At 70.1% G+C, this 15,034-nt stretch carries 11 protein-coding genes; 8 read left to right on the top strand and 3 right to left on the bottom strand.

Annotation, left to right across the window (positions count from 1 at the left end; all coding sequences use genetic code 11):
* Nucleotides 1–24: 24 nt before the first annotated feature.
* Nucleotides 25–792 carry a gamma-glutamyl-gamma-aminobutyrate hydrolase family protein gene (locus QWY76_RS06265; protein ID WP_290310251.1) on the bottom strand — a complete coding sequence of 256 codons (768 nt, stop codon included), beginning with the start codon at nucleotides 790–792 and terminating at the stop codon, nucleotides 25–27.
* 258 nt (nucleotides 793–1,050) lie between these two features.
* On the opposite strand from QWY76_RS06265, the gene QWY76_RS06260 reads away from it, so the two are divergent.
* Nucleotides 1,051–2,427 (top strand): glutamine synthetase family protein, encoded by a 1,377-nt coding sequence (locus tag QWY76_RS06260; protein WP_290310249.1) that lies wholly within the window; start codon nucleotides 1,051–1,053, stop codon nucleotides 2,425–2,427.
* A gap of 206 nt (nucleotides 2,428–2,633) precedes the next feature.
* Complete coding sequence (locus QWY76_RS06255) at nucleotides 2,634–4,118, top strand: Na+/H+ antiporter NhaC family protein (protein WP_290310248.1); 1,485 nt, start codon at nucleotides 2,634–2,636, stop codon at nucleotides 4,116–4,118.
* A gap of 50 nt (nucleotides 4,119–4,168) precedes the next feature.
* On the opposite strand, the gene QWY76_RS06250 is transcribed toward QWY76_RS06255, so the two are convergent.
* Nucleotides 4,169–5,230 (bottom strand): substrate-binding domain-containing protein, encoded by a 1,062-nt coding sequence (locus QWY76_RS06250; protein ID WP_290310247.1) that lies wholly within the window; start codon nucleotides 5,228–5,230, stop codon nucleotides 4,169–4,171.
* A 129-nt stretch (nucleotides 5,231–5,359) separates the two neighbouring features.
* Between QWY76_RS06250 and QWY76_RS06245 the strand changes: the two genes are divergently transcribed.
* The 5 genes from QWY76_RS06245 to QWY76_RS06225 are packed head-to-tail and all read left to right on the top strand — an operon-like array spanning nucleotide 5,360 to nucleotide 11,384.
* Entirely contained in the window at nucleotides 5,360–5,854 is a 495-nt protein-coding gene (locus tag QWY76_RS06245) for a formate dehydrogenase subunit gamma (RefSeq protein ID WP_290310246.1), read from the top strand.
* Entirely contained in the window at nucleotides 5,851–7,407 is a 1,557-nt protein-coding gene (locus QWY76_RS06240) for a formate dehydrogenase beta subunit (protein ID WP_290310245.1), read from the top strand. The genes QWY76_RS06245 and QWY76_RS06240 overlap by 4 nt, the downstream gene beginning before the upstream one ends.
* A complete protein-coding gene (gene fdhF / locus QWY76_RS06235; RefSeq protein ID WP_290310244.1) occupies nucleotides 7,404–10,295 on the top strand; it encodes a formate dehydrogenase subunit alpha in 2,892 nt (963 codons plus the stop codon). The genes QWY76_RS06240 and fdhF overlap by 4 nt, the downstream gene beginning before the upstream one ends.
* Nucleotides 10,292–11,128 (top strand): formate dehydrogenase accessory sulfurtransferase FdhD, encoded by an 837-nt coding sequence (fdhD, locus tag QWY76_RS06230; protein WP_290310243.1) that lies wholly within the window; start codon nucleotides 10,292–10,294, stop codon nucleotides 11,126–11,128. The genes fdhF and fdhD overlap by 4 nt, the downstream gene beginning before the upstream one ends.
* Before the next feature lie 10 nt (nucleotides 11,129–11,138).
* Nucleotides 11,139–11,384, top strand: coding sequence for a formate dehydrogenase subunit delta (locus QWY76_RS06225; RefSeq protein ID WP_290310242.1), 246 nt, complete (start codon nucleotides 11,139–11,141; stop codon nucleotides 11,382–11,384).
* A gap of 107 nt (nucleotides 11,385–11,491) precedes the next feature.
* Here QWY76_RS06225 and QWY76_RS06220 read toward each other — a convergent pair whose 3' ends face one another.
* Nucleotides 11,492–12,040 carry a glycine zipper 2TM domain-containing protein gene (locus QWY76_RS06220; RefSeq protein ID WP_290310241.1) on the bottom strand — a complete coding sequence of 183 codons (549 nt, stop codon included), beginning with the start codon at nucleotides 12,038–12,040 and terminating at the stop codon, nucleotides 11,492–11,494.
* A 372-nt stretch (nucleotides 12,041–12,412) separates the two neighbouring features.
* On the opposite strand from QWY76_RS06220, the gene QWY76_RS06215 reads away from it, so the two are divergent.
* On the top strand, nucleotides 12,413–14,980 hold the full coding sequence (locus tag QWY76_RS06215) for a GcvT family protein (protein WP_290310240.1): 2,568 nt from the start codon (nucleotides 12,413–12,415) through the stop codon (nucleotides 14,978–14,980).
* The last annotated feature ends 54 nt before the right edge of the window (nucleotides 14,981–15,034 follow it).

The raw sequence follows: 15,034 nt of genomic DNA, 5'->3' as shown, positions 1-15,034 counted from the left end.
ATGATTCTCCGGGATCGAGGGCCCTCAGGCCGGCAGGGACAAGGGGCTGGCCTGATGCTGCGCGCAGGCCTGGGCGAAGGCGGTGAACAGGGCGTCATTCAGCGGATGCTCCCGCGGGCGCCATTCGGGGTGCCACTGCACCGCCAGGGTGAAGGCGGGCGCGTCGCTGACCGAGAGGGCCTCGATCAGGCCATCGGGCGCCACCGCCTCGGCGGTGAGGCCCTCGCCGAGCCGCTCGATGCCCTGCTGATGCAGGGAGTTCACCCGGGCCTGGCGCTCGGGGTAGAGCGCCGCCAGCCGTCCGCCCGGGAGGATCTCCAGGTCATGACAGGGCGCGTACTGGGCCTCCCGGTCGCCGGCCGGCTCCCGGTGGTCGAGCCTGCCCGGCTGGTGCTGCACCGCCTGGTAGAGGCTGCCACCGAAGGCCACATTGAGCTCCTGGAAGCCCCGGCAGATGCCCAGCAGCGGCACCCCCAGGTCCAGGGCCACCGGCACCCAGGCCATGGCCGCGGCATCGCGGTCGCGGTCGGCCCGGGTGTTCTCGGGCGCGCGCTCGGCCCCGTAACGCTGCGGCGCCACATTGGTGTAGCTGCCGGTCAGCACCAGGCCGTCCAGACGGGCCAGCAGGGGCTTGATGGCCACCCCTTCGACCGCTTCCCAGACCGGCAGCACCACCGGCTCGAGGCCATACTCTCGCAGGGCGCTCAGGTACTTGTCGGTGACCATATGGGCGGGATGGCCCTCCACCTCTCGGCGGCAGGCGATCACTCCCACCAGGGGTCGGGTCTGCATGGCAGTCTCCTCGATATCGCGTGACAGCGTGCTTGGTATGGTTTGCTCAACATAGCGCGGTTGATTAATCTTGCCAACCCGAGAACCACTCTCGCGGGGCATAATCGCATCATCTATTTGATTTTTATGTGTTTATGCGAAGACGCGCCGCGCAGGCTCCCTGAAGGATCGCGGCAATAACGTAAAAGATTTGACAACACACATCGCTTGCGCCAAAGATGACCCCAACGTCAATGCCCCAAGGAAACAGGTGCCATCATGCCGCCCCTCACCGTCGACGAAGCCCGTGACTTCCTGGAACGTCACCCCGACATTGCCAGCATCGACCTGCTGATCAGCGACCTCAACGGCGTGCAGCGCGGCAAGCGCATCCCCCGCGAGAACCTGGAGAAGGCCTGCCGCGACGGCGTCAACCTGCCGGCCTCGGTGTTCGCCCTGGACATCCTCGGCAACACCATCGAGGAGACCGGCCTGGGGCTGTCGAGTGGCGACGGCGACCGGGTCTGCCGCCCCGTGCCGGGCACCCTGATGCCGAGCCCCTGGCTGCGCAATGGCCGCCAGGCCCAGCTGCTGATGTCCATGGTCGAGGTCGACGAGAGCCCCTACTTCGCCGACCCGCGCCAGGTGCTGTCGCGGGTGCTGGAGCGCTTCCAGCGGGCGGGCCTGACACCGGTGGTCGCCGTGGAGATGGAGTTCTACCTGGTCGACCGCCAGCGTGACGCCCTGGGCATGATCCAGCCCCCCTGCTCGCCGGCCAGTGGCGAGCGCGCCACCCATAGCCAGCTGTACTCGATCAGCGAGCTCGACGAGTACGCCGATTTCCTCGAGGACATCCACGCCGCGGCACGCCTCCAGCGCCTGCCGCTGGACACCGCCCTCAAGGAGTGCGCCCCGGGGCAGTTCGAGATCAACCTGATTCACTGCGATGATGCGCTGGCGGCCTGCGACAGCGCCGTGCTGCTCAAGCGACTGATCAAGGGCGTGGCGCTCCAGCACGGCTTCGAGGCCACCTTCATGGCCAAGCCCTACGGCGACGAGGCCGGCAACGGCACCCATGTGCATATCAGCCTGCTCGACGAGATGGGCCGCAATGTCTTCGCGGCCGAGGACCAGGATCCCCTGGGCACGCCTCGGCTCAAGCAGGCCGTGGCCGGGTTGCTGGAGCTGATGCCGGCCTCCATGGCGCTGTTCGCGCCCAACCTCAACTCCTTCCGCCGCTTCCAGCCGGGGCTCTACGTGCCCATGGCCCCGACCTGGGGCTACGACAACCGCTCGGTGGCGGTGCGCATCCCGTCCGGCCCCAACGAGGCCCGGCGCATCGAGCACCGGGTCGCCGGCGCGGATGCCAATCCCTACCTGCTGATGGCGGCGCTGCTGGCGGCCATCGACCACGGCCTGCAGCGCCGGCTCGCGCCGCCCCCGGCGATCAGCGGCAATGCCTACGACCAGGTGCCGCCCAGCCTGACCAACAGCTGGAGCCAGGCGCTGGCCCTGCTGGAAGGCAGCGAGGCCCTCGCCGAGGCCCTCGGCCGGGACTTCATGCGCGTCTTCCTGGCCAACCGCCGCGCCGAGCGCGACCAGGCCATGCAGGCGGTCAGCAAGCTGGAATACGACTGGTACCTGCGCCAGGTCTGAGCCAGACGGCCTCCGGCTCGCCGGCCTCCCCCACCCGCGTCAGCGATGCCCCCCGGCGTCCCCGCCGGCGCGCGTCCGGAGACCCCGTGCCGGACGAGCCTCCCGTTCACTATCCGCCCACAAGGGAGCCACGAGATGACAACCACAATCCCCCGTGCCCCGGCTCTTGCCACCCGACCCGCGACAGCGCACAACGGAGGTCGCCCATGAGCCAGTCTACCCACCCCTTCGCCCCCTCGCTGCCGGCCCGCCGCGGCACGGGCCGCACCCTGCTGCTGGTGCTGGCCGTGCTGGGCTCGGTCGTCGGCCTGACGCTGACCCACCAGCCGGGCAACGACTACGGCTGGATCAGCCTGGTGCCGTCGTTGATCGTGCTGGTGGTGGCCATCGCCACCCACCGCACCCTCGAGGCCCTGGCGGTCGGCGTGCTCGCCGGGCTGATCCTGCTCCAGCCCGAGGACTTCGTCGGTGAACTCGCCGACATCTCGCTGTCGGTGATGATGAACGAGACCATCGCCTGGCTGATCCTGGTGTGCGGCCTGATGGGGGGCTTCATCGCCATGCTCGAGAAATCGGGTTGCACCCTGAGCTTCAGCCACTTCATGACGCGGCTGGTGAAGACCCGCCGCCAGTCGCTGCTCAGCACCGTCGCCCTGGGCGTGCTGATCTTCATCGACGACTACCTCAACGCCCTGGCGACCTCGGCGGCCATGAAGCGACTCACCGACCGCTTCGGCGTCTCCCGGGAGAAGCTGGCCTATATCGTCGACTCCACCGCGGCCCCGATCTGCATCCTGGTCCCGCTGTCCACCTGGGCGGTGTACTTCGCCGAACTGCTCGAGACCAACGCGGCCACCGAGGGCCCGGGCATGGGGCTGTACCTCCAGTCCATCCCCTTCATGCTCTATGGCTGGGTGGCCATGGGCCTGGTGCTGCTGGTCGCCGTGGGCAAGCTGCCCGACCTGGGGCCGATGCGCGCCGCCGAGGCCCGCGCCCGCGCCGGCCAGCCGATTCCCGACGGCGCCCCGGACCAGCCGCTCGGCGACGACGCCGCCCCGGCCATGCGCCCCTGGCTGGGGGTGGTCAACTTCCTGGCCCCCATGGCCGTGCTGATCGGCGCCAGCGCCTGGTTCGAGATCGACCTGCTCAAGGGCGTGATCGTCGCCACCCTGTTCACCCTGGCGCTCTACCTGGCCCAGCGGCTGGCCAGCTTCAACACCCTGATGGACGCCATCATGGACGGCTTTCGCACCATGATGCTGCCGCTGGCCATCGTCGCGGTGGGCTTCGTGCTGCGCGAGGTCAACGACCAGTTGGGCATGACGGCCTTCATGATCGACGCCCTCTCGCCCTACCTGACGGTGGCCCTGCTGCCCGCCCTGGTGTTCGTCTCCATGGCCGTGGTGGTGTTCGCCACCGGCTCGTCCTGGGGCGTGTTCGTGATCTCCATCCCCATCGTGGTGCCCATGGCCCAGCACCTGGGCGCGCCGATGCCGCTGGTGGTGGGGGCGCTGCTCTCCGCCTCGAGCTTCGGCAGCCACGCCTGTTTCTTCTCCGACTCCTCGGTGCTGTCCTCCCAGGGCAGCGGCTGCCTGCCGATGCAGCACGGCCTGACCCAGTTCCCCTATGCGCTGCTCGGCGCCCTGCTGACCGCCGGGGGCTTCGTGGTGCTGGGCTATGCGATGACCTGACCGCTTGCTCGTCCCCCGCTTCGCGGCGCCCCGGCGCCGCGTTTTTTCTGTCAGTCGGGCAGCAGCGCCTCCACCCCCTCCACCTCGCCGCAGCGATCCGGCGTATAGCCCGGCAGCGCTGCCACCGCGTCCTGGAAGGCCGCGCCGCCCAGCACCTCGAGCAGTCGCCGGAGCTTGGGCTCGGCCAGGCTGCGTCGATGACAGACCAGCAGGTAGTCCTCCAGCGCCAGCGGCACGAACCCGAGACCGAAGCGCCGTGCCGCCGCCTCGACGCCGAAGCCCGCATCCGCCATGCCGGCGGCGACGTAGGCCGCCACCGCCGAGTGGGTGTACTCCTCGAGCTCGTAGCCGCGGACCCCTCGCGCCGGCAGCTCGGCTTCCTCGAGCAGTCCGTCCAGTAGCGCCCGGGTGCCCGAGGCCGCCTGGCGATTGATGAAGCGGGTCCCACCCTTGGCCAGGTCGGCGAGCCCCCCGATGCCCAGCGGATTGCCCGGCGCCACCATCAGCCCCTGACGGCGGGTGATGAACCGCACCACCCGATAGCTGCGCGGCTTGAGCAGATCCCGGTACCCCCGGCTCACCCGACGGCCGACCTCGCCATGGGGCAGGTGGAAGCCGGCCAGGTCGCAGGCGCCCCGCTGAAGCGCGGCCAGCGCCTCGCGGGGACTGCAGTACTGCAGGTCGAGGCGCAGCCCGTCGAGATGTGCCGGCAGTTGCTCGACGGCATAGCCATGGCTGGCATGCAGCCGCAGTACCGGCTTGACGCCCTCCAGGGTCTGCTGGATGGCCAGGTTGAGCTCCGAGCCCAGGCTCTCGAGCTGCGGACCCAGGCGGGCGATCACCCGCTGCTCGGCCCACAGCAGCTTCTCGCCCAGGGCCGACAGCCGCGCGCCCTTGCCTCGCTCGAGCTCGACCAGGGGTATGCCGAAGAACTCCCCCCACTTGTTGAGCAGGTTCCAGGCGTGGCGGTAGGAGACGCCGACGGTCTCGGCGGCCCGGGTCAACTTGCCATGCCGATGCACCGCCTCGAGCAGCGCGAAGAGCTTGGGATCGAGCTGGTTGCCGGCCTCGTCGCTGAAGTACCAGGCGGGGGTGATCCGGATTCGCTTCATGTGAACAAAGTTTCATATTTTGCCTTGGACACACCAATGCTAGCGTTACCGCTACCGTGACGCACGCTCCAGCTAAAATATGAACTGGCGTGCATATTCAGCCAGTACCACAACAACCAGGGGGACTCGATGAGCGATTCCCGTGAGTGGACGCCCCAGGCGATCCAGGCCGAGATCGACGCCCTGAAGCACAAGCCCGGCGCCCTGCTGCCGATCCTGCATGCGATCCAGGATCGCGTCGGCTTCGTTCCCGAGGGAGCGGTGTCGATCATCGCCGAGTCGCTGGGCCAGACCCGTGCCGAGGTGCACGGGGTGATCAGCTTCTATCACCATTTCCGGACCTCGCCGCCGGGGCGCCACCTGGTGCAAGTCTGCCGCGCCGAGGCCTGCCAGGCGGTGGGTGGCCGCACCCTGGAGGCCCACGCCAAGGCCAGCCTCGGCGTCGACTACCACCAGACCACGGCCGACCGCGAGATCACCCTGGAGGCGGTCTACTGCCTGGGCAACTGCGCCTGCGGCCCCTCGATCCGCGTCGACGACGCGGTGCGGGGCCGAGTCACGCCCGACGCCTTCGACGCCCTGGTCGATGAACTCCGCACCCAGCCCCTGGAGGTGATCGGATGAGCGTTCGCGTCTTCGTTCCCCGCGATACCACCGCCCTCTCGCTGGGCGCCGACGCCGTGGCCGACCGCCTCCGGCGCGAGGCCGACAGCCGCGGCCTCGAGCTGACCCTGGTGCGCAACGGCTCCCGCGGCCTGGCCTGGCTCGAGCCGCTGGTCGAGGTCGAGACCCCCGCCGGCCGAGTCGCCTACGGCCCGGTGACGCCCGCCGACGTGCCGGCGCTGCTCGACGACGGCCTGCTCGAGGGGCGCGATGCTCACCCGCTGGCCCAGGGGCCGACCGAGGCGATTCCCTACCTGGAACGTCAGCAGCGTCTGACCTTCGCCCGTATCGGCGTCACCGACCCGCTGTCGATCGACGACTACCGGGCCCACGAGGGTTTCCGCGGCCTCGAGGCGGCGCTCGCCCGCGCGCCCCAGGACATCGTCGAGGAGGTCAAGGCCTCCGGCCTGCGCGGTCGCGGCGGTGCGGCCTTCCCCACCGGCATCAAGTGGCAGACGGTGCTCGACGCCCCGGCGGACCAGAAGTACATCGTCTGCAACGCCGACGAGGGCGACTCCGGCACCTTCGCCGACCGCCTGGTGATGGAGTGCGACCCCTACGTGCTGATCGAGGGCATGGCCATCGCCGGCCTCGCCGTCAACGCCACCCAGGGCTACATCTACCTGCGCTCCGAGTACCCGCTGGCCAAGCAGATCCTCGACGACGCCATCGCGCGCGCCGAGGCCGCCGGCTATCTGGGCGACGACCTCCAGGGCAGCGGCCGCGCCTTCCACCTGGAAGTGCGCCTGGGCGCCGGCGCCTACATCTGCGGCGAGGAGACCTCGCTGCTGGAGAGCCTCGAGGGCAAGCGCGGCCTGGTCCGCTTCAAGCCGCCGCTGCCGGCCATCGAGGGGCTGTTCGGTCGGCCCACCGTGGTCAACAACGTGCTGTCGCTGGCCGCCGTGCCCTTCATCCTCGCCGAGGGGGCCGGGGCCTACGCCGATCACGGCATGGGCCGCTCCCGCGGCACCCTGGCGCTGCAGCTGGCCGGCAACGTCAAGCGCGGCGGGCTGATCGAGCTGGCCTTCGGCACCACCCTGCGCACGCTGATGGAAGACTTCGGCGGCGGCACCGCCAGCGGTCGCCCGCTGCGCGCCGTGCAGGTCGGCGGCCCGCTGTGCGCCTACCTGCCCGAGAGCCAGTGGGACCTGCCGCTGGACTACGAGACCTTCGCCGAGGTCGGCGCGGGCGTCGGCCACGGCGGCGTGGTGATGTTCGACGACAGCGTCGACATGGCCGAGCAGGCGCGCTTCTCGATGGAGTTCTGCAAGGAAGAGTCCTGCGGCAAGTGCACCCCCTGCCGCATCGGCTCGACCCGCGGCGTGGAGGTCATCGACCGCATCCGTGCCGGCGACAATCGCGAGGCCAACCTCGAACTGCTCGGCGAGCTCTGCGAGACCATGGAGGACGGCTCGCTGTGCGCCATGGGCGGCATGACGCCCTTCCCGGTGCAGAGCGCCCTGAAACACTTCCCCGACGACTTCCAGCGTGCGCCGGAAGGAGACCGCTCATGATTCAGCACTTCGACCCCAGCCAGCTCGACAAGGCGCTTTCCAAGGACCTGGGCACCCCGGCACCCGCCGCCGATGCGGCCCCGGTGAGCGTCGAGATCGACGGCGTCGAGATCACCGTGCCCGAGGGCACCTCGGTGCTGCGCGCCGCGGCCCTGGCCGACATCAACATTCCCAAGCTGTGCGCCACCGACAGCCTGGAGGCCTTCGGCTCCTGCCGGCTGTGCGCCGTCCAGGTCGAGGGCCGGCGCGGCACCCCGGCGGCCTGCACCACCCCGGTCGCCGAGGGCATGAAGGTCACCACCCAGAACGAGCGCCTGGCCCGGCTGCGCCGCAACATCATGGAGCTCTACATCTCCGACCACCCGTTGGACTGCCTGACCTGCCCGGCCAACGGCGACTGCGAGCTGCAGGACATGGCCGGCGCGGTGGGCCTGCGCGAGGTGCGCTACGGCTTCGAGGGCGAGAACCACCTGGCCGCCGAGCAGGATCACTCCAACCCCTACTTCAGCTTCGATCCCAGCAAGTGCATCGTCTGCTCGCGCTGCGTGCGCGCCTGCGAGGAGGTGCAGGGCACCTTCGCGCTGACCATCGACGGCCGGGGATTCGACTCGACGGTGGCGGCCGGCCAGGACGAGGCCTTCATGGACTCCGAGTGCGTGTCCTGCGGCGCCTGCGTCCAGGCCTGCCCGACCTCGACGCTGATGGAGAAGAGCGTCATCGACGCCGGCCAGCCCGAGCACAGCGTGATCACCACCTGTGCCTACTGCGGCGTGGGCTGCTCCTTCGAGGCCCAGATGAAGGGCGACCAGTTGGTGCGCATGGTGCCCTACAAGGGCGGTGACGCCAACCACGGCCACTCCTGCGTCAAGGGGCGCTTCGCCTTCGGCTACGCGACCCACCCGGATCGCATCACCACGCCGATGATCCGCGATGCCATCGACCAGCCCTGGCGCGAGGTCGACTGGGAGGAGGCCATCGCCTTCGCCGCCCAGCGCCTCCAGGCGATCCAGGCCGAGCACGGCCGCGAGAGCATCGGCGGCATCACCTCCTCGCGCTGCACCAACGAGGAGACCTACCTGGTGCAGAAACTGATCCGCGCGGCCTTCGGCAACAACAACACCGACACCTGCGCGCGGGTCTGCCACTCGCCCACCGGCTACGGGCTCAAGACCACCCTCGGCGAGTCCGCCGGCACCCAGACCTTCGACTCGGTGATGCAGGCCGACGCCATCATCGTGATCGGCGCCAACCCCACCGACGCCCACCCGGTGTTCGGCTCGCTGATGCGCAAGCGGCTGCGCCAGGGGGCGTCGCTGATCGTCGCCGACCCGCGGCGCATCGACCTGCTCAAGACGCCCCACCTCGAGGACGCCCAGCACCTGCCGCTGCGCCCGGGCACCAACGTGGCGCTGGTCAACGCCCTGGCCCACGTGGTGATCACCGAGGGCCTCGAGGACCAGGCGTTCATCGCCGAGCGCTGTGACACCGAGGCCTACCGCGCCTGGCGCGACTTCATCGCGGAAGAGCGCCACTCCCCCGAGGCCAGCGAGGCGACCACCGGCGTGGCCGCCGAGGCGGTCCGCCGCGCCGCGCGCACCTATGCCACCGCCGGCAACGGCGCCATCTACTACGGCCTGGGCGTCACCGAGCACAGCCAGGGCTCGACCATGGTGATGGGCATCGCCAACCTGGCGCTGGCCACCGGCAACATCGGTCGCGAAGGCGTGGGCGTGAACCCGCTGCGCGGCCAGAACAACGTGCAGGGCTCCTGCGACATGGGCTCCTTCCCCCATGAGCTGCCGGGCTACCAGCACGTCGCCGACGCTGCGGCCCGCGGCCGCTTCGAGGCCGCCTGGGGCGTCACGCTCGACGACGAGCCGGGGCTGCGCATCCCCAACATGTTCGACGCCGCCATCGAGGGCAGCTTCAAGGCACTCTATGTCCAGGGCGAGGACATCGCCCAGTCCGATCCCAATACCCACCACGTGGAAGCGGCGCTGTCCTCGCTGGACTGCCTGATCGTCCAGGACATCTTCCTCAACGAGACCGCCAAGTTCGCCCATGTGCTGCTGCCGGGCTCGAGCTTCCTGGAGAAGGACGGCACCTTCACCAACGCCGAGCGGCGCATCAACCGCGTGCGCAAGGTGATGCCGCCGCTGGCCGGCAAGGCCGACTGGGAGGTCACCGTCGATCTGGCCCGCGCCCTGGGCTACCCCATGGACTACGGCCATCCGTCCGAGATCATGGACGAGATCGCCCGGCTCACCCCGAGCTTCGCCGGCGTCAGCTACGAACGGCTCGACGAGCACGGCAGCCTGCAGTGGCCCTGTCACGCCGAGCAGCCGCTGGGCACGCCGACCCTGCACGAGGTCGACTTCCCCATCGGCCGCGGGCGCTTCGCCATCACCGAGTACGTGGCCACCGAGGAGCGCAGCACCCGGCGCTTCCCGCTGCTGCTGACCACCGGCCGCATCCTGTCCCAGTACAACGTCGGCGCCCAGACCCGGCGCACCGACAACCAGGTGTGGCACGACGAGGACGTGCTCGAGCTGCATCCCTCCGACGCCGAGGTGCGCGGCATCCGCGACGGCGACTGGCTGGGCATCACCAGCCGCGCCGGCCAGACGGTACTGCGCGCAAGGCTCAGCGAGCGCATGCAGCCGGGGGTGGTCTACACCACCTTCCACCATCCGGGCAGTGGCGCCAACGTGATCACTACCGACAGCTCCGACTGGGCCACCAACTGCCCCGAGTACAAGGTCACCGCCGTGCAGGTGGAGAAGGTCAGCCGACCCTCGGAGTGGCAGCGGCGCTTCGACGACTTCGACCGGGTACAGCGGGACTATCTGGCCTCGGCCCGGGGAACGGATCGGGTGAGCGTCCCTTGAGCGGTCGCGAGGATGCCCCGGGGATCCGCCGCCAGTCCGTCGAAGTCCGGCGTGGCGCGACGGGCTGGTACGCCGAGGAGATCGAGGATGCCCTGGCCCGGGAGGTGCCGGTGGCGTTGGTCTACAACGGCATCTCCCATGCGGTGATGATGGCCACGCCCGAGGCGCTCGAGGACTTCGCGCTGGGCTTCAGCCTCTCCGAGGGCATCCTCGCGCACCCTCACGAGTGCTATGACCTGACGATCCACGAGGAAGCGCGGGGCCTGGCCGTGCACCTGACGATCGCCAGCCGGCGGCTGGCGGAACTCAAGGCCCGCCGGCGTAACCTGGCCGGGCGCACCGGCTGCGGTCTGTGCGGCACCGAGGCGCTGGATCAGGCGATCCGGCCGATTCCGGCGGTGCAGGCACCGGCCCTGGCCGATGCCACCATCCAGCGCGCCCTGGCCGGACTGGCCGATCACCAGGCGCTGCAGGCGGCCACCGGGGCCACGCATGGCGCGGCCTGGTGCGACGGGCTCGGGCGCATCCGGCTGGTGCGCGAGGACGTGGGCCGCCACAACGCCCTGGACAAGCTGATCGGCGCCCTGTCGCGGCAGGGTGGCCCCGAGGCCGACGGCTTCGCCCTGGTCTCGAGTCGCGCCAGCTACGAGATGGTCCACAAGAGCGCCAGCGCCGGCATCGGCGCCCTGGTGGCCGTCTCGGCGGCCACCGCCCTGGCGGTGGAGCAGGCCCGCGAGGCCGGCCTGCTGCTGGTCGGCTTCGCCCGCCCCGGCCGCCACCTGGTCTATCACCGCCCCGTCGACGCCCCGTCGACGCGGGCCTACGGTTGTTGAGGAAGAGAGCATGTCGCACGATCAAGGCGAGACCCTGGTGCATATGGTCAACCAGATTGCCACCAACCTGAGCGGCGGCCGCGCGGAAGCCGAGGCCGTGGAAGGCGTCTGTACCCACCTGGAGAAGTTCTGGGCCAGGGCCATGAAACAGCGCATCGTCGCCTGTCTCGACGAGCCGGACGCCGGCGGCCTGGAGCCCCTGGCTCGCCAGGCCGTGGCGCGGCTGGGCGAACGTCAGGCCCCGAAGGCCGGCTGACGCCTGACGCGCCGCTCGTCAGAGCAGGCAGAACGCAGCAGGGCCGCCCCGTCAGGGGCGGCCCTGCTGTTTCCTGCACGCGGTGTCCGTGAACGCCGCGGTGTGGATCAGCCCTGGCTGCGGGGCTCTGCCCACTGCGGCTCGCCGTTCACGACACGCACCGTCTCGCCCTCGGGGCGGTGATCCAGCTGGGTGGTATGTTCCTGGCCGTCATAGCGCCAGCTGACTTCGTAACCGGTGGTTTCCTGGTGGGAATCGGTCACGGTGTGGCACTGGCGCTGGGTATCGGCAACCGTCTGGCCGGACTCGATGCGCTTCTGCACCTCGCGACCGGCCAGGCCGCCGCCGACCGCCCCCGCCACGGTGGCGATCTTCTTGCCGCTGCCACCGCCGATCTGATTGCCCAGCAGGCCACCGACGATGGCGCCGGCGGCGGTGCCGACCACGCGATGCGGGTCGCGGGTCGGCGCCTGACGCTGCACCACCACGTCCTCGCAGACTTCCCGCGGCGTCTCCACGGTGCGGGTCTGGGGCTCCACGCCGGTGATATCGGCGAACTGCGGCTGACGGCTTTCCTGGATCTGCCAGGCACCGAAGGCCATGCCTCCCAGCCCCAGCACGGCCAGGGTACTACCCACCACGATCGACTTGCTCATTTGTTGTCACCTCCTCCTATGGCTCGACCTCGGCTCCGCGAGAGGCGTGATGCCGGCGAGCGACGAGAGCGGGACGACGCCTCCTGCGCCGCCCATGATGGACAGCATACCGCCTCGCCGCGCCAGCGATGGCGCGCTGGTCGATGTTCCTTAATTACTGCCCCGTCGTCGGCGGAGAGCGACACCGGCCGGGGGAACGGCGCATCTTACGGACTACCTCGCCCCGCGATGTCGCGTCACGGGCGACCTCGGCGCCGCCCCCTGTCGCCACGGCGCATGCCGGCGTCGCCGTCGAGCAGCCCAGGCCGGCGAGGTGCATTACGTTGACAGAGGAGCCACACTTTCCGGGCGGGTGAGCGAAGGAGAATGAGCATGGCGACACTCCCCAAGCAGGCGGACGCGGTGATCATCGGCCAGGGCGGCATCGTCGGGGCGTCGGTGGCCCACCATCTGATCGAGCTGGGCTGGGACAACCTGGTGGGGCTCGACAAGTCCGCCATCCCCTCGGACATCGGGTCCACGGCTCACGCCTCGGACTTCTGTTACATGACCGCCCACGACAAGCTGTCGTGCTACACCACCACCTACAGCCGGCATTTCTATGAACGCCGGGGACACTATGCGCGGATCGGCGGCCTGGAGGTGGCCCGGGTCGGCGACGACGCGCGCATGGCGGAACTCGCCCGCAAGGTCGACTCGGGCAAGGCCTTCGGCACCCGGGCCCGGCTGATCGGCCCGGACGAGGCCGCCGAACGCTTCCCGCTGCTGGACAAGACGTGCATCCAGGGCGCCCTCTGGGACCCGGACGCCGGCCTGGTGGTGCCACGCTCCCAGCAGGTCGCCGGCGAGCTGATCGAGCAGGCGAAGGCCTCCGGCAGGCTCACCACCTTCGCCGACACCCCGGCACTGGACATCGATGTGCGCGACGGCCGGGTCTGCGGGGTCGAGACCCCCAAGGGCTACATCGCCACCTCGGTGGTCATCGTCACCAGCGGCATCTGGGGCCCGATCCCGGCGGCGCTGGGTGGCGCCGCCCTGCCGCTGATGCCCGTCGAGCACCCGCTGCTGTTCTTCGGCCCCTTCGACGCCTTTGCCGGCACCGGCAAGGAGATCGGCTACCCGCTGCTGCGCGACCAGGGCAACTCGGCCTACCTGCGCGACACGGGCGACCCCGTCACCACCGAGGGCGGCCAGATCGAATGGGGCTACTACGAGACCACCACCCCCAGGCTGGTGCGCCCCACCGAGATCCTGGAGCGCCATCAGGCGCGGCTCTCGCCCTCCATGCGTGACCTCGAACTCGACCAGGTCATGACCGCCTTCGAGCGAGCCATCGAGCTCACCCCGCTGCTCGGCGAGCTGGGCTGGGACGAGAAGCACTCCTTCAACGGCCTGCTCTCGGTCACCGTGGACGGCGGGGCGCTGGTCGGCGAGTCGCCGGAGACCCGCGGCCTGTGGCTCTGCGAGGCGGTATGGGTCAAGGACGGCCCGGGCATGGGCAAGGTGCTGGCCGACTGGCTGACCACCGGGCGGACGGAACTCGACCCCCACGGCATCGACATCGCCCGCTTCTACCCGGTGCAGACGACCCCGGACTACGTCTACGGCCGCTGCGGGGAGATCGCCCGCAAGATCTACGACCCGGCGGTGCATCCCCGTGAGCCCTTCGAAACCGGCCGCAACCTGCGCCGCGGCCCCTTCTGGCCTCGCGAGGTGGAGCTCGGCGGTCACTTCATGGAGACGGCGGGCTGGGAGCGCGCCCACGGCTATGCCGCCAACGACCACCTGCTGGAACGCTACGGCGACCGCGTGCCGGAGCGCCCGGCCGAGTGGGACGCGCGACACTTCTGGCGAGTCTCCAACGCCGAACACCTGGCGATGAGCGACGACGTGGGCATGATCAACCTGTCCCACTTCGCCATCTACGACCTGCTCGGGCCCGATGCCGAGGCCCTGCTGGAGTACCTGTCGGTGGCCAAGGTCGGCGGCGAGACGCCCGCCGGCAAGGGGATCTATACCCACTTCCTCGACGACGTCGGCGGCGTGCACTCCGACCTGACCATCGTGCGCCTGGCGGCCGACGCCTTCCGGGTGATCTGCGGCGGCGACACCGGCCCCCGCGACCGGGTGTGGATCACCCGCCTGGCCGAGGACCGCGGCCTGACCCGCTGGCGCCTGGAAGACCGCACCGACGGCCTGGCCACCCTGGGCGTCTGGGGACCCAATGCGCGCCAGACCCTGCAACGGGTGGCCGATGACCCCGGCGCGCTCGACGCGGAGGCCTTCCCCTTCGCCACGGCCCGCGAGATCCGCCTGCGCGGCCTGCCGGTGTGGGCCTTCCGCATCTCCTACGTAGGCGAGCAGGGCTGGGAGCTCTACGTGCCCTTCAGCTATGGCCTGGCGCTGTGGGACCTGCTCTTCGCGCAGGGCGTCACACCGGTGGGGATCGAGACCTACGCCAACAGCCGGCGCCTGGAGAAGAGCCTGCGGCTGCAGAACGCCGACCTGCTCACCGAGTACAACCTCTACGAGGCCGGCCTCGCCCGACCCAGGGTCAAGGCCGAGGACTTCCACGGCAAGGCGGCCTACCTCGAGCAGCGCGACCGTGAGCGCCAGCCGGCCTACCTCTGCACCCTGACCCTGGAGGACCACCACGACCCCCGCGGCCTGCCCCGCTATCCGGTGGGCCATGCGCCGATCCTCGACCCGGAGAGCGGCGAGGTGCTGGTGGATGCCCTGGGCCGGCGCTCCTACGTGACCAGCTTCGCCTTCGGCCCCTCGCTGGGCAAGACGATCGCCCTGGGCTATCTGCCGGCGGAGGTCGCCCGGGAAGGCGACCGGGTATTCATGGAGTACTTCGGCGAACGCTACCCGCTGCGCATCGCGGCGGTGGGCTACCAGCCGCTCTTTGATCCCGAGAACCTGCGACCCAAAAGTTAACGAAACGTGGATCCAGTGTTCCTTGAACGACCATGGATGGGCTAGTCCGGCGCC

The sequence above is a fragment of the Halomonas maura genome (assembly GCF_030409305.1).
Lineage (GTDB): Bacteria > Pseudomonadota > Gammaproteobacteria > Pseudomonadales > Halomonadaceae > Halomonas > Halomonas maura.
Note: the sequence above shows the minus strand (reverse complement) of the source record. Positions and strands in the feature narration are given on the sequence as shown.

What these genes read in the sequence shown, in the direction of transcription:
- QWY76_RS06265 (WP_290310251.1), bottom strand. Translation starts at nt 792, where the DNA reads ATGCAGACCCGACCCCTGGTGGGAGTGATCGCCTGCCGCCGAGAGGTG.
- QWY76_RS06260 (WP_290310249.1), top strand. Translation starts at nt 1,051, where the DNA reads ATGCCGCCCCTCACCGTCGACGAAGCCCGTGACTTCCTGGAACGTCAC.
- QWY76_RS06255 (WP_290310248.1), top strand. Translation starts at nt 2,634, where the DNA reads ATGAGCCAGTCTACCCACCCCTTCGCCCCCTCGCTGCCGGCCCGCCGC.
- QWY76_RS06250 (WP_290310247.1), bottom strand. Translation starts at nt 5,230, where the DNA reads ATGAAGCGAATCCGGATCACCCCCGCCTGGTACTTCAGCGACGAGGCC.
- QWY76_RS06245 (WP_290310246.1), top strand. Translation starts at nt 5,360, where the DNA reads ATGAGCGATTCCCGTGAGTGGACGCCCCAGGCGATCCAGGCCGAGATC.
- QWY76_RS06240 (WP_290310245.1), top strand. Translation starts at nt 5,851, where the DNA reads ATGAGCGTTCGCGTCTTCGTTCCCCGCGATACCACCGCCCTCTCGCTG.
- fdhF (WP_290310244.1), top strand. Translation starts at nt 7,404, where the DNA reads ATGATTCAGCACTTCGACCCCAGCCAGCTCGACAAGGCGCTTTCCAAG.
- QWY76_RS06225 (WP_290310242.1), top strand. Translation starts at nt 11,139, where the DNA reads ATGTCGCACGATCAAGGCGAGACCCTGGTGCATATGGTCAACCAGATT.
- QWY76_RS06220 (WP_290310241.1), bottom strand. Translation starts at nt 12,040, where the DNA reads ATGAGCAAGTCGATCGTGGTGGGTAGTACCCTGGCCGTGCTGGGGCTG.
- QWY76_RS06215 (WP_290310240.1), top strand. Translation starts at nt 12,413, where the DNA reads ATGGCGACACTCCCCAAGCAGGCGGACGCGGTGATCATCGGCCAGGGC.